The sequence below is a fragment of the Halomonas sp. KG2 genome (assembly GCA_030440445.1).
Classification (GTDB): domain Bacteria; phylum Pseudomonadota; class Gammaproteobacteria; order Pseudomonadales; family Halomonadaceae; genus Vreelandella.
This window is the reverse complement of record CP098528.1, coordinates 1069525-1082600: the sequence shown is the minus strand read 5'-3', so window position 1 is coordinate 1082600 and position 13076 is coordinate 1069525. Positions and strand designations below refer to the sequence as shown.

Sequence of the window (13076 nt, the reverse complement as noted above, 5' to 3'; positions counted from 1 at the left end):
ACGCTACATCTATTTATCATAGCCGTTTACATGTCTCCTTCGTCGATATCTATTGCAGGATTGCACTCTATGCCTTTTTACCTACGTGCTTCTACCGCCATTTTGTCGCTTCCACTGTTGTTATTGAGCCTTCCCTTACAAGCCGCTAGCTTTTTCTCACAGGTCGCTTCTGCAGCACCTCCCGGCGTTTCGCCCTTGCATCATCAACTACTCCAACTAGCCCCATCAGCAACGCCAGAGGCGCTGCGACTCGCCGCTCAATCGCTTAGCTGTGCGGACCCAACCGCTGAGCGCTTAGCCGTCATTGATTATTCGCTTCCGTCTACCGAGCCACGACTTTGGGTCTTCGACCTGCATCGACATAAGCTGCTATTTGAAGAGCTGGTTTCTCATGGGCAAGGCTCTGGCGATGCGTTGGCAGAGGTCTTCTCCAATACCCCCGAGAGCCACCAATCCAGCATCGGGCTGTTTCGCACAATGAATAGTTATTATGGTCGTAATGGCTACTCATTGCGCCTGGATGGCTTAGAGCCAGAGGTTAATGATCTCGCGTTTGAGCGAGCGATTGTGATCCATGGCGCTGACTATGTTAGCGACGACTTTATTACCCAGACCGGCAGGCTCGGACGTAGCCACGGCTGTCCTGCCGTACGCGAAGACATCACGTATCCGCTTATCGACAGTTTGAAAGAGAACCAGTATGTCTTCGCCTACTACCCTGATGAAGAGTGGTTAGCAACGTCGCAGTTTCTGCGCTGCCCAAACGACAATGCTGCCCACTTAGCCCAACGCTGATAATCTTCCTATCAAAATTGTCGAGCGGCGAATCTGTCCACTTTGTGAGACCAGCCTTAAGGCTGGTCTTTAAACTGGTCTTTAGAATTCGCTGTTGAGACTAATCTTCGAGACTAATCCGGATACATTAAGAAACATAGTCCCAAAAAACGCAAGAGACTGGTTTTCATCATTAATACAAGGTAAATCCGGCACGCACGGCAACCACCTGCAATACTTTGTGACAAAACATCACAAAGCTATTTACTATTTTGCAGGTACTGGCCATGTTTGCTTTTATGCATCCGTATCAAACTATCCATCGCCTAGAGCAAGAACTGGCAGCGTTGAATGCCCAATTAGAGGCGGAAAAAAAGCGCCACCGCTGTCGCGCGATCAGCTTGATGACGCCGGTTGAGTCGCTCAGCATGCTGCAGGCCAGGGGCGCGGACATGCTTTGTTCATTGAGCAAGGGCGTAGAAGTGCACGCTCAGCACCTTGCTGCCGAGCAATCGACACTTACTGACACTTTCAGCCGACTCCATAAAGCCGAGCAAAGCGTACAAACGTTGCAGCAACACCGCCAACGCTGCCAGCAAATAGACACGTATTTATCGTCCCCTTTAGTGACTGAGCAAGCCTTCCACGATATACGTCAGTTGAGTGTCGAATTAGGGCACAGCGCAGGCCATACACAAGCGTTAGCCATTACTGCGGCCTTGGAAGTCGCTCACTTTCATGAACAACCGGCAGGCATGCCAGCAATTGTCCAGGACCTGCAAGAGTTATCAGAACACTCTCGGCAATTAGCGCATCAGCTAGCACAGTGGATCGAGCGCACCGCATTGCAAGTCAATGAAGATGCAAAGATCCGTGATTATCAGCAGCAGGAAATAAAGGCCTTAACCAGCGCCGCCCAAGCAGCAGAACATGTTATTGAGCAGTTGATAGACCAGTCACGCCATATGTATAAGGTCATACACCACAGTACAACCACGGCTTATTTGCACGCCGCCAAACTCGAGCATGCGGTATGGAAAAGCCGCCTTTATAGGCAACTACTCTCTGCTCATCTGGAAGAGAATTTAGAAGATCACCAGCACTGCACGCTTGGGCATTGGTACTTTATGGGGGACGGTCATCGCTATAAGCATACGGAGGCTTACAAAGCGCTGGCGGCACCGCATAAGCGTTTTCATGAAAGCGGTTTAGAAGCACTTAAGTTTGCCCGCCAAGGTGATCATAATGGCCTGCTTGCGGCACTGGCTATGATGGAAGAAGCCAGCAGTCAGCTAGCGCTCCAGCTTGATAAACTGATGGAGCATGCCGTTTATGAGGTTCCCCTTTCAAATGGGCGCCCTTCACCATTAGCAGATTCACCTTGATGACGTGCTGTGCGCCTGCCTAGCAGGCGTACACATATCACACCCTTTTATGCCATGCTGAGTGGGTTACTGCGCTTTTAATCACTCACTCAGCAGGGAAGGCAATGTCGCAGATCAAAAAGCTAGATCTCGCTTTACAGGGCGGTGGAGCGCACGGTGCTTATACATGGGGTGTCATCGACCGCTTACTTGAAGATGACCGTATCGAAATAGAGGGCATCAGTGGCACAAGCGCTGGCGCAATGAATGGTGTGGTCATGGCAGACGCCCTCACCCGCGGTAACAAAGAAACGGCTCGTCAAGCGTTACACCAGTTTTGGAAAGCGGTTAGCCGAGCGGGTATGGCAAGCCCAATTCGCCGCTCGCCACTTGATGTACTTACCGGAAACTGGTCTCTCGATCACTCACCGGGTTATGTGGCTATGGATCTTTTAAGCCGCTTGGTATCCCCCTACCAACTGAACCCTCTGAATATTAATCCATTGCGTGACATTGTCGCCGAACATATTGATTTCGAACGTGTAAGACGTTGTGAGCAGCTTAAGCTATTTGTGACAGCCACTAACGTTCGCACCGGGAAACAGCGCGTCTTTCGCCGCGAAGAGATGAGTGTAGATGCGGTGATGGCCTCTGCTTGCCTGCCATTTGTATTTCAAGCCGTTGAGATAGAGGGTGAAGCGTACTGGGATGGCGGTTATATGGGTAACCCAGCGCTGCTCCCGTTAATGGAGGAGTGCAGCGCACGCGATATTCTGTTGGTGCAGATTAACCCCATCAGTAGAGAAGAAGTCCCTACGTCTGCCTCAGCCATAATGAATCGACTAAATGAAATTACCTTTAATTCAGCCCTGATTAAAGAAATACGCATGATTGCGCTGCTTAAGCGCACCCTGGATGAACAGGGGATCGAAAATTGCTATCAGCAAGCTCTCTTCCACCGTATCAGTGGCGAACAGGCGCTAGAGGATCTCTCGGTATCCAGCAAAATGAACTCAGAGTGGGCGTTTCTATGTTACCTGTTTGAGCAAGGGCGAGAGGCCGCCGAACGCTGGCTAGAAACTCACTTTGAAGCGATAGGTGAACGTTCAACACTGGATATTGACGCTGTTTATTTGCACGAATAACCAGCACTCAGGTGTCGCACGTCTTCACCGCAGATGCGCCACCTTGGTGCATTACCAACCTGCTGAAACTCTCCATCCATCAAAAAAATACACATAAGAAACTGATTTTAAAATTAAAATAATCTTATGGCGAACTAATTGCTTCACTCTTACTGAATGATGGTAGGCGTGGACCAGGCCCAACGGGTACGAGTGCGTCGAACCTGCCCTTCAATGGCGAAGGCATGTTCTCGTTAACAACATAGCGCCTTTCCAAGCGCCATGTTTTGACCCACTCGTATCGTGCTCTGTGAGGCCATCCATGGACATTCGCAATAAAGCTAACCGCATTCGGCTATTAAACTTCTCTACCCCTCAAATGCGCGCGTTCCACTTTTCTTGGTTCGCGTTCCATATCTGCTTTTTTGGTTGGTTTGGCATCGCTCCACTGATGGCAGTGGTCCGTGAAGATCTATCACTCACCCAAACGCAGATCGGCAATACCATTATTGCCTCCGTTGCTATTACCGTTATTGTCCGCCTGCTCATTGGCGTGCTGTGCGATAAAATTGGGCCTCGTAAAACCTATACCGGTTTGTTGATGCTCGGCGCTGTGCCCGTTATGTGCATAGGTTTTGCCAATAGCTTTGAGACCTTCTTACTCGCTCGGCTGGCCATCGGAGCCATCGGTGCATCCTTTGTGATCACCCAATATCACACCACGATGATGTTTGCGCCAAATGTCGTGGGCACCGCCAATGCGACCAGTGCTGGCTGGGGGAACTTGGGCGGCGGTACGACGCAAATCCTGATGCCGCTGATCTTCTCAGGTCTACTAATGCTTGGCGTTAGTGAAACGCTAGGGTGGCGCTTAGCAATGGTGGTGCCTGGTGTCGTACTGTTTTTTACTGGGATTGGCTATTGGCTGTTTACCCAAGACGCTCCCGATGGCAACTTTAGCGACCTGCGCGCCCGCGGCGAGCTACCCGAAGCCACAGGTGAAAATAGCGCAGTACAAAGCTTTCTGACCGCAGCAAAAGATATTCGCGTATGGGCGCTGTTTATTGTTTACGGGCTCTGCTTTGGCGTCGAACTAACCATCAATAATATTGCCGCTATCTACTTCTTCGACAAGTTTGACCTGACCCTGGCAACCGCTGGTTTAATCGCTGGTTTATTTGGCCTAATGAATATTTTTGCCCGTACCCTTGGCGGCGTTTTTTCAGACCTGTTCGCTAAACAAGGCGGTTTAAAAGGGCGAGTCCGCTGGCTGTTTATCGCCTTGGTGTGTGAAGGAATAGCACTCATTGCCTTCTCACAAATGCACGTCTTAAGCCTCGCAATCGGCATCATGCTGGTCTTCAGCCTGTTTGTTCAAATGGCCGAAGGAGCAACATTTGGCGTGGTGCCCTTTATCAATAAAAAAGCACTCGGTGCTGTTGCCGGTATCGTGGGGGCGGGTGGAAACGTCGGTGCTGTATCCGCCGCCTTTCTGTTCCGTAGTGAAAGTCTTGGTTATCAACAAGGGCTTTTTTACCTTGGCGTTACCGTATTAGTGCTTGCTTCCTGTGTACTGGTAGTACGTTTCAGCGATACCACAGAAGCTGAAGAAGCAACTGCCTATCGTGATGCGGTTGGCGACGATACGAGCGCAGGCGCACTCTCGCTGCGTTAGTATTCACTTACCCCTCTGTATGCTTTATCCGCGACGATTTTTTACGACACGTTTTCGCGACACTTATCGCAACAGAGGGGATTTCATCTCAGGCGGGGAGTAAAAGGAAACCACTATGTCTTCAGCCCAACAGCTACTCTTAACCGCCCTTCGATGCGATATCGATAGCCTGCACCACTTAGCCACTACCTCAGAGATCGTTGGCGACATTAGCGGTTTTATCCATGCGCTCCAACGTGAACGAGGCGCCTCGACGATTTACCTTGTCTCGAAAGGTAAACGGTTTGCTACTCGGCGGAAGGAATTTGTACAGCATAGCCAAGAAGCCGAGACCGTTATGCGCCAGCGGCTAGAAGCGCTTACCGAAGAAGCACGACCACAGGCAGCGGCACGCTTACTCAGGCGGATCGCGGCAGTGTGGCTTGCCCTGGATGATCTAAACACATTACGACAAGCCATTCATTCGTTTGCGATCTCTCCTGATGCGGCAACCCAAGCCTTTAACCACTTAATTAGTGGGCTCCTCGCCATTGTATTTGAAGCAGCAGATACCTCGGTAGACCCGGATATCACTCGCGCACTAGTGGCTATTTTCCACCTTATGCAAGGCAAAGAACTCGCTGGGCAAGAACGTGCCTGTGGTGCCTTTGGCTTTACCCATGGGCATTTCGACGACGCCCATCGCGAATTAATGAATCAATTAGTACGCGACCAACAGCGCTGCTTCGACACCTTTGAAGAGTTTGCCTCATCCGAGGCTGAGCTTGTTTGGCAGCAGACTCTCTCGCCGCGAACACTCGCGGGGATTCAGCAGCTTCGCAATATTGCTTATCAACATGCCTACCAAGACTCTCATCAAGAAGGCCGCGTAGACAAAACGCTTAGTGAAACATGGTATGACCTAACCACATTACGCATTGATAGCATCAAAGCCGTTGAGGACACCCTAAATCACCAATTAACGGCGTTATGTCATCAAAAAATCGCTCAGGTGCATGCGACGTTAGAACAGGCTAAAACACCTCTTAACCAGCCAACTCCTGCTCCCTGTGAGCAGCTTCTTGCCTTGAGCGATACACAACCATTAGGAGAGCTGACAGCTAGCGCTTTAACCTCTCCATTAGGACGTTCACTGATTGAGCTTGCCCATGCCCAATCGAGCCACCTTCAAGGTCTTAGCGATGAGCTGGAAAATACCCGTAAAGCCCTGCGTGAACGTAAGCTCATCGAACGTGCCAAAGGCCTTATCATGGCTCACCAGGAAATGACCGAAGAAGAGGCTTACCGTTTTTTACGTAAAACCTCGATGGATCACAGTAAAAGCATGGCCGATATGGCGCAGTCGATACTCGACCTTTCATCTATGCTCAAACGCAAAGACGAAAACACGCACACAAGCTGAAACAGCTCATTTGCAACACTGTGGGCAATTAGCCATTCTTATATCTCCCCTTTCTGAATGAGCTAGGAGCACACGCTATGCAGCACCGTGTCCTAATGATTACAGGCGCCTCAAGTGGGATTGGTGCCGCCACCGCGCGAGCAGCCTCACGTGAAGGTTATCAGCTGATACTTGCCGCCCGCTCTACCGAAAAACTCACCGCACTGGCCCAAGAGCTTGGCCCAGAAAACGTGTTGACATGTGCGTTGGATGTCACCGACATGGCGCAACAGCAAGCAATGGTCGATCAAGCGATTGAAACATTTGGGCGTATCGATGCCGTCTTTGCCAACGCTGGGCGCGGAGGTTCTCCAGGCGGCTTTAGCGGTGCAGATCACGACGCTTGGCGCGAGATGATCCTGACCAATATTTACGGTGTAGGGCTAACGCTTCAGGCATGCCTTCCCGCGCTAAAGCGGAGCAAAGGGCATGTACTATTAACCGGCTCAGCTGCTGGACGAACGACGATTCCAGGCTCGATGTATAGCGCCACAAAATGGGCAGTGACCGGTATAGGCTACAACTTGCGTGAAGAGCTACGCGGAACGGGCATGCGCGTTACCTTGATTGAACCGGGCATGGTGGATACCCCTTTCTTTGATAAGCCACCAGAGCATGCGCTTGAAGATCGCGATATTGCCAACGCCGTGATTTATGCACTTTCTCAACCATCACATGTCGATGTGAACGAGATTTTAATTCGGCCAACGCCACCCACTGATTAATCGACGCTGCGAACGGGCAATAATGGCACCTTGCATTTCTTCTTACCTGCCCACATAACACTGGGATATCTAGCGTGCTAATAAATCACGCCGTAAATTTAGCCGCCCATACGCTTTTTAATGCAGGTGCCCCATGAGCCAACTCGCCAATACCGCCCTTTCCGTGCTCGATCTAGCACCGATTCGTCAAGGAGGTAGCGCTGAAGAAACATTTCGCAACAGCGTGTCCCTAGCGCAACGGACAGAACAGCTCGGCTATACGCGTTACTGGCTGGCTGAACACCACAACATTGCCGGCATCGCCAGCGCAGCAACGGCCGTATTAATTGGTCATGTTGCTGGGCAAACCTCCACGATACGCGTGGGCAGCGGTGGCATCATGCTACCCAACCATCCGCCCCTGGTGATAGCCGAGCAGTTCGGCACCCTAGAAACACTTTATCCAGGCCGGATTGATTTAGGACTGGGCCGTGCGCCCGGTTCAGATGGCGCCACCATGCAGGCAATGCGCCGCAATGCACAGGCGGGCGTCGATGACTTTCCACAGCTGCTAAATGAACTACACAGCTACTTAGCGGATGCGGACCCTCAGCAGCGCGTGAAAGCCGTCCCTGGACAAGGCACCCACGTACCTATCTGGTTACTCGGTTCTAGCGGTTATAGTGCTCAATTAGCCGCAAAACTCGGGCTCCCCTTTGCGTTTGCGGCCCAGTTTGCACCGGGTTACTTATTTGAAGCATTGCGGCTTTATCGTGATAACTTCCGACCGTCGGAGCACTTAGACAAACCCCATGCCATGGTAGGGCTACCCGTTATCGCTGCCGAAAATGATGCAATGGCCCATTACTTGGCAACGACTTCTCAACAGAAATTTCTTAGCCTTATTCGAGGTAAACCGACTCAGTCGCTGCCCCCGGTTGAACAGATGGACTGGTCACCGATGGAGCGCACCCAAGTAAGCCAGTTCCTAGGTGCCGCCATCATAGGCGGGCCCGATACGGTCAAAGCTGAGCTAGAGGCCTTTCAGGCGCGGACTGGCGCTGACGAGTTAATGATCAATAGCGACTTTTATGATCATACCGACCGCATGCGTAGCTATGAAATCGTAGCCAACGTCGCTCGATAACCCATTAACTAAACGCCAAAACCATGACAACACTTAGCTTTACACCCATGACGCAAGAGGACTTCACGGCCTTCTGGCCTACATTTCAGTCCATCGTTAGCGCTCAAGAAACGTACGCTATCGATCCTGACATTACCTTTGCAGCAGCTTATACATTGTGGTGTCAGCAGCCCAAAGCGTCATTTGCGGTAAAAGATGATCAAGGCGAGTTACTGGGCACTTACTATCTGAAAGCCAACGCTGCAGGCCCTGGCCAACACATTTGTAACTGCGGCTATATGGTAACGCCTGCTGCTAGAGGGAAAGGTGTCGCCCGCCAGATGTGCGAACACTCGCAGCATGTAGCACGCCAACATGGCTTTGAAGCGATGCAATTTAATGCGGTGGTGGCCACAAACCAAGTAGCCGTCGCCCTGTGGCAACGGCTAGGGTTCGCGATTGTCGGCACGATTCCTAACGCCTATCGGCACGCATCCCAGGGGTTAGTCGATAGCTACGTGATGTATAAAGCGCTGTAGTGACCACTGGATAACAAGGCACGCTTTATTGGTAGGACATCATAGGTCACCGGGTTATTTAAGGCAGCGTTGCAGAAGCTCTTCAGCGGCGGCGCTGCCTAACTCGGTTAAGTGGGCTATATTGCGCTCTGGGATTTGTTCCGTATCACCGTAAAAAGCAATTGCTTTTTCGACACTGGCCTCGCGCAACAGATGAACCATCGCGTAGGGCGAGCGGTTAGTGTAGTTCGCAGCATCTTCAGGCTCAGCATCGGCAAAACAGTAATCAGGATGGAAGGTTGCTAACTGATAAACACCCTCATACCCCAGGTCTACCAGCAGGCTTTCGGCAAGTTCGACATAATCCAGGTAGTGATCGAAGCTTTTAAACAGCGTGGGAAACACCAGCAGCGTGGTTTCCGTTTCTGGATGCTCGTTCAACCACTCTACTTCGGCTATTAGTTCTTCCAATGCCACGTCGATTTTTTTCGAGCGCACCACCTCGACCCGAACGTTACCGCCGTCAAGCTCGCGCTTAGCAAACGGGCATATATTGTGTTCCACAATAAAGCTGCGTACCCATGCTAACGTCTGCTCTGCTATCTGATTATCCGCCTCTTGCATCACGCCTACTACCTTACATTAGAGTGGCTATTACCACGGTTAGGACCTGCTCGTGTACCGGTAAGAAATAGTGTACCTGCAAGAACAAGCAAATGCTTCAGGTGTGCGCCTGATACCGTGCCAACGCCACTTCATAAGACTTATGAATATGATCATCCATTAGGGCGCGGGCCGCTTTTCCATCTCTGTTTAACGCCAGTTCCACCAATTGATGGTGTTGCTCGTCCAACTCTTGCCGAATAGAGGGCATTTTGGGCCCCAAGCGGCGATAGCGATCAAACTGATCGTGCAACTGCTCTATAAATCGCAGTAACCACACCGATCCACAAGGCGCCACCAGAGTGCGATGGAACTGAGTATGTAGACGCTCCCACTCCTCCCCTTTATCGAGTGATACATCCGCACGTTTTAAGCGATGAGCCGCCGCTAAAAGATCGGCTTCCCATACCGCATCGCCGTGGGCAATGGCACGCTCAAACGCCATGCCTTCTAGCTCAGTGCGCAAACGCGCAATATCATCCAGCTCCTCCCTCGACAGCTTCGGAACCCTGAAGCCACGTTGGTTTTCTTGGATTAATAAGCCGTACGCCGCCAATTTATTTAATGCTTCACGCAGCGGGCTTAGCCCTACCTGGTAGTGCTCTTTCAGCGCATTAATGGCTAATTTTTCTCCCGCCGCAAAGCGGCCACCGACTAAATCTCTGCGCAACGCATCGTAAATAGGGCTGGAGGCTGTATCAGCAGCAGGAGGGATGTGCTTGTTCATTCCGTGATCCTTTTGCGCATCTTCGCGAACGCGTCTGTTAACGGAGATTCTAGGGCTAGGTGTTGACGTCTCACAATAGCCTAGCCTATATTCTATTTTATTCATAAAAATCGATTTTCAACAAAACAAACGATTAAGAGGCGAAATGGATGCTTTTAACTGAGATGCCGCTGCTAATGGCACTGGGCATATGAAACAGTCGGCACTCTTTTGGGCTTTCTTGCGTGTTGGCATCCTCGGCTTCGGCGGGGGGCCTGCCATGATACCGCTAGTACATGCTGAAGTTGTGACGCGGCACAAGTGGCTAACCGATGAGGAGTTTGCCGACGTACTTGCCATCGGCAACACGCTGCCCGGTCCTATCGCGACTAAGATGCCCGGCTATATCGGCTACCGGGTTGGCGGTATCAGTGGTTGCATTGCGGCGGTTATTGCCGTGATTGTGCCTATGATTGTGGCAATGATTGTCATGCTCGGCATTTTTAGTCGCTATCGCGACGTTGCCTGGATACGCGGCATGGGGCAGGCAGTTATTCCTGTCGTTATGATTATGATGGGGCAATTAACCTGGGATTTTTTCGACAAATCTCAAGCTGCTCTTGGTTGGCTAGCAAGCGCGCTCATGGCAGTCATTGCAGGTGGATTAATTTATTGGCTGGGTGTCCACCCTGGCTGGGTAATTGGTGCCATCTTGCTAACAGCCATGCTGCGCCCAACGGGTAAAAAACGCGTCGAGGGCTCGGCATGATCTACTGGGAGCTTTTCTTAGCGTTTTTCATTCCTAACATTATTGGCTATGGCGGCGGTCCCGCGATTATTCCTCTTGTTGAAGCCGAGGTGGTTGGCCGTTATGGCTGGATGACCTCTCAAGAGTTCGCCGAAACCCTGGCCTTGGGCAACGCACTCCCCAGCCCTATTGCAACCAAAATGGCAGGCTATGTTGGCTATGACATCGCTGGCATTGGCGGTGCATTGGTGGCTGTTTCTGCCACGGTTATTCCTTCTTTAATGCTGATGCTGGGGGCACTGGGGCTGCTTTACCGTCATCGTGACTCTCCCCGTGTCAAGCGTATGAGCCAGTGGGTACGCCCGGTCATCGCCATCATGATGGCGTGGTTAACCTTGGGCTTTCTACTCGAAAGCCTTAACACCAGCGGGGCTATCCATACGCTGATTATCGGCATAGCGGCCGCTATCGCCTTATTGCGCTTCAACATGCACCCCGCCTTTGTGGTTATGGGTGCATTAATTTACGGCGCTCTTTTTATTAGCTAACAAAAAATGCGAGGACTGGCATGCACTACGATCCACACTATTACCCTTCCGCTTCACGTCGCATGGTTACCTTTGGCAAACGCGGGATGGTCGCGACATCTCAATCGCTTGCTGCGCAGGTAGGTGTTGATATTTTACGAAAAGGCGGCAATGCCATTGATGCTGCCATTGCGACAGCGGCTGCTTTAACCGTTGTTGAGCCGACCTCGAACGGTATTGGTAGCGATGCCTTTGCTCTAGTATGGGTAAAAGGTGAGCTACATGGCCTCAATGCTAGCGGCCCTGCTCCAAAGGGTATTTCATGTGATGCCGTCAAGGCCCTGGGCCATGAGGAAATGCCTGCCCATGGGTTAGTCCCGGTCACCGTGCCTGGTGCGCCTGGCGCTTGGGCTGCGCTTTCAGAGCGTTTTGGTAAACTGCCGTTTGAGCAGTTGTTAGCGCCAGCTATAGAATTAGCCGAAGAAGGCTTTGCTGTATCTCCAGTAGCGAGTCAGCTATGGGAAAGCGCCGTAAAGCGCTATGGTCAATACCAAGCAGCAGAGTTTATCCCCTGGTTTACGCACTTTACTTCCAATGGCCAGGCTCCCAAAGCGGGTGATGTTTGGCGTTCTCCAGATATGGCAAAAACGCTGCGTGAAATTGCCAACAGCCACGCAGATGCGTTTTATCAAGGAAGCCTAGCAGATGCGATGGACGCCTTTTCACGTCAGCATGGCGGCTTCTTACGCAAAGAAGATTTACAAGCATTCAAGCCAGAATGGGTCAACCCCATCAGTATCCGGTATCGGGGCCATGATATTTGGGAAATCCCCCCAAACGGCAGTGGGTTAATTGTGCTTCAAGCGCTGGGGATTCTTGAGTCACTAGATGACCAATCGACAGATCCGGTGGAAACCCTTCACCGCCGTATCGAAGCAACAAAACTGGGTTACGTAGATGGCTTACGCTACATTACTGAATGCTCCGCAATGCAACCCAGCGTTGAGCAAATGCTATCGAGTGATTATCTCTCGCAACGCGCAGGTCTTATTGGCCAAGACGCCATTAACCCGGTCCATGGCAATCCGCTAAAGGGCGGCACCGTCTACCTAGCAACAGCGGATGATGACGGTAATATGGTGTCATTTATTCAAAGCAATTTTGAAGGCTTTGGCTCTGGAATGGTCGTGCCTGGCACCGGCATCAGCCTGCAAAACCGTGGTTGGTCATTCTCCCTTGATCCACAACATCCCAACGCGTTAGCCCCCGGCAAACGCACTTACCACACTATTATCCTCGGCTTTATCACCAAAGATAACCAAGCCGTTGGGCCCTTCGGCGTGATGGGTGGCTACATGCAGCCCCAAGGTCATGTGCAGGTAGTAACAGCGATGCTAGAGGATCACCTAAACCCACAGGCAGCACTAGATATGCCGCGCTGGAAGTGGACCAACGGCACAACAATTGAAGTCGAAGCTGACTTCCCCAACCACTTAGCACTTGCCCTAGCCCGCCGCGGGCATCACATCGTTAAAGTCGCCGACTCCATTACTTTTGGCCGGGGTCAAATCATTCTACGCGACCCTGACAGCGGTGTGCTCCAAGGCGGTACCGAGCCGCGCACCGATGGCGCGGTACTGCCTCTTTAAATTTTTGTTCACCCAACGTTCACACGACCTTTCAATATCCGCTTTGCAATATAGTTT

General features: G+C 51.4%; 13 protein-coding genes. 11 read left to right on the top strand and 2 right to left on the bottom strand.

Annotated features, from left to right (window positions below; all coding sequences use genetic code 11):
* Nucleotides 1–69 precede the first annotated feature (69 nt).
* The 8 genes from NDQ72_04930 to NDQ72_04895 all read left to right on the top strand — a co-directional run bounded on the left by NDQ72_04930 (nt 70) and on the right by NDQ72_04895 (nt 8747).
* On the top strand, nt 70–795 hold the full coding sequence (locus NDQ72_04930; protein WKD29299.1) for a murein L,D-transpeptidase catalytic domain family protein: 726 nt from the start codon (nt 70–72) through the stop codon (nt 793–795).
* Nucleotides 796–1061: 266 nt separating this feature from the next.
* Nucleotides 1062–2159 (top strand): CZB domain-containing protein, encoded by a 1098-nt coding sequence (locus tag NDQ72_04925; GenBank protein ID WKD29298.1) that lies wholly within the window; start codon nt 1062–1064, stop codon nt 2157–2159.
* Nucleotides 2160–2263: 104 nt separating this feature from the next.
* Complete coding sequence (locus NDQ72_04920) at nt 2264–3283, top strand: patatin-like phospholipase family protein (GenBank protein ID WKD29297.1); 1020 nt, start codon at nt 2264–2266, stop codon at nt 3281–3283.
* Between the two features lie 301 nt (nt 3284–3584).
* Entirely contained in the window at nt 3585–4937 is a 1353-nt protein-coding gene (locus NDQ72_04915; GenBank protein WKD29296.1) for a NarK family nitrate/nitrite MFS transporter, read from the top strand.
* A gap of 115 nt (nt 4938–5052) precedes the next feature.
* Entirely contained in the window at nt 5053–6339 is a 1287-nt protein-coding gene (locus NDQ72_04910; protein WKD29295.1) for a nitrate- and nitrite sensing domain-containing protein, read from the top strand.
* A 77-nt stretch (nt 6340–6416) separates the two neighbouring features.
* Nucleotides 6417–7103: an SDR family oxidoreductase gene (locus NDQ72_04905; protein ID WKD29294.1), complete on the top strand. Its 687-nt coding sequence runs from the start codon at nt 6417–6419 to the stop codon at nt 7101–7103.
* A gap of 133 nt (nt 7104–7236) precedes the next feature.
* Nucleotides 7237–8229: an LLM class flavin-dependent oxidoreductase gene (locus NDQ72_04900; protein ID WKD29293.1), complete on the top strand. Its 993-nt coding sequence runs from the start codon at nt 7237–7239 to the stop codon at nt 8227–8229.
* Between the two features lie 23 nt (nt 8230–8252).
* Nucleotides 8253–8747 (top strand): GNAT family N-acetyltransferase, encoded by a 495-nt coding sequence (locus NDQ72_04895; GenBank protein WKD29292.1) that lies wholly within the window; start codon nt 8253–8255, stop codon nt 8745–8747.
* 54 nt (nt 8748–8801) lie between these two features.
* Here the strand turns inward: NDQ72_04895 and NDQ72_04890 are convergent, their stop codons facing one another.
* The gene (locus NDQ72_04890) at nt 8802–9350 is read right to left on the bottom strand and encodes a DUF1415 domain-containing protein (protein WKD29291.1); all 549 of its coding nucleotides are present in this window, start codon (nt 9348–9350) and stop codon (nt 8802–8804) included.
* A gap of 97 nt (nt 9351–9447) precedes the next feature.
* Nucleotides 9448–10116 (bottom strand): FCD domain-containing protein, encoded by a 669-nt coding sequence (locus NDQ72_04885; protein ID WKD29290.1) that lies wholly within the window; start codon nt 10114–10116, stop codon nt 9448–9450.
* 190 nt (nt 10117–10306) lie between these two features.
* Here NDQ72_04885 and NDQ72_04880 point away from each other — a divergent pair, with 190 nt between their 5' ends.
* The 3 genes from NDQ72_04880 to NDQ72_04870 are packed head-to-tail and all read left to right on the top strand — an operon-like array spanning nt 10307 to nt 13019.
* Entirely contained in the window at nt 10307–10864 is a 558-nt protein-coding gene (locus tag NDQ72_04880) for a chromate transporter (GenBank protein ID WKD29289.1), read from the top strand.
* Nucleotides 10861–11391 (top strand): chromate transporter, encoded by a 531-nt coding sequence (locus NDQ72_04875; protein ID WKD29288.1) that lies wholly within the window; start codon nt 10861–10863, stop codon nt 11389–11391. Before NDQ72_04880 ends, NDQ72_04875 begins: the two co-directional genes overlap by 4 nt.
* A 20-nt stretch (nt 11392–11411) precedes the next feature.
* Nucleotides 11412–13019 carry a gamma-glutamyltransferase family protein gene (locus NDQ72_04870; protein ID WKD29287.1) on the top strand — a complete coding sequence of 536 codons (1608 nt, stop codon included), beginning with the start codon at nt 11412–11414 and terminating at the stop codon, nt 13017–13019.
* Nucleotides 13020–13076: the final 57 nt, after the last annotated feature.

Excerpts from the sequence above, each read along its gene's own strand:
- NDQ72_04930 (WKD29299.1), top strand. The coding sequence starts at position 70 with ATGCCTTTTTACCTACGTGCTTCTACCGCCATTTTGTCGCTTCCACTG.
- NDQ72_04925 (WKD29298.1), top strand. The coding sequence starts at position 1,062 with ATGTTTGCTTTTATGCATCCGTATCAAACTATCCATCGCCTAGAGCAA.
- NDQ72_04920 (WKD29297.1), top strand. The coding sequence starts at position 2,264 with ATGTCGCAGATCAAAAAGCTAGATCTCGCTTTACAGGGCGGTGGAGCG.
- NDQ72_04915 (WKD29296.1), top strand. The coding sequence starts at position 3,585 with ATGGACATTCGCAATAAAGCTAACCGCATTCGGCTATTAAACTTCTCT.
- NDQ72_04910 (WKD29295.1), top strand. The coding sequence starts at position 5,053 with ATGTCTTCAGCCCAACAGCTACTCTTAACCGCCCTTCGATGCGATATC.
- NDQ72_04905 (WKD29294.1), top strand. The coding sequence starts at position 6,417 with ATGCAGCACCGTGTCCTAATGATTACAGGCGCCTCAAGTGGGATTGGT.
- NDQ72_04900 (WKD29293.1), top strand. The coding sequence starts at position 7,237 with ATGAGCCAACTCGCCAATACCGCCCTTTCCGTGCTCGATCTAGCACCG.
- NDQ72_04895 (WKD29292.1), top strand. The coding sequence starts at position 8,253 with ATGACAACACTTAGCTTTACACCCATGACGCAAGAGGACTTCACGGCC.
- NDQ72_04890 (WKD29291.1), bottom strand. The coding sequence starts at position 9,350 with ATGCAAGAGGCGGATAATCAGATAGCAGAGCAGACGTTAGCATGGGTA.
- NDQ72_04885 (WKD29290.1), bottom strand. The coding sequence starts at position 10,116 with ATGAACAAGCACATCCCTCCTGCTGCTGATACAGCCTCCAGCCCTATT.
- NDQ72_04880 (WKD29289.1), top strand. The coding sequence starts at position 10,307 with ATGAAACAGTCGGCACTCTTTTGGGCTTTCTTGCGTGTTGGCATCCTC.
- NDQ72_04875 (WKD29288.1), top strand. The coding sequence starts at position 10,861 with ATGATCTACTGGGAGCTTTTCTTAGCGTTTTTCATTCCTAACATTATT.
- NDQ72_04870 (WKD29287.1), top strand. The coding sequence starts at position 11,412 with ATGCACTACGATCCACACTATTACCCTTCCGCTTCACGTCGCATGGTT.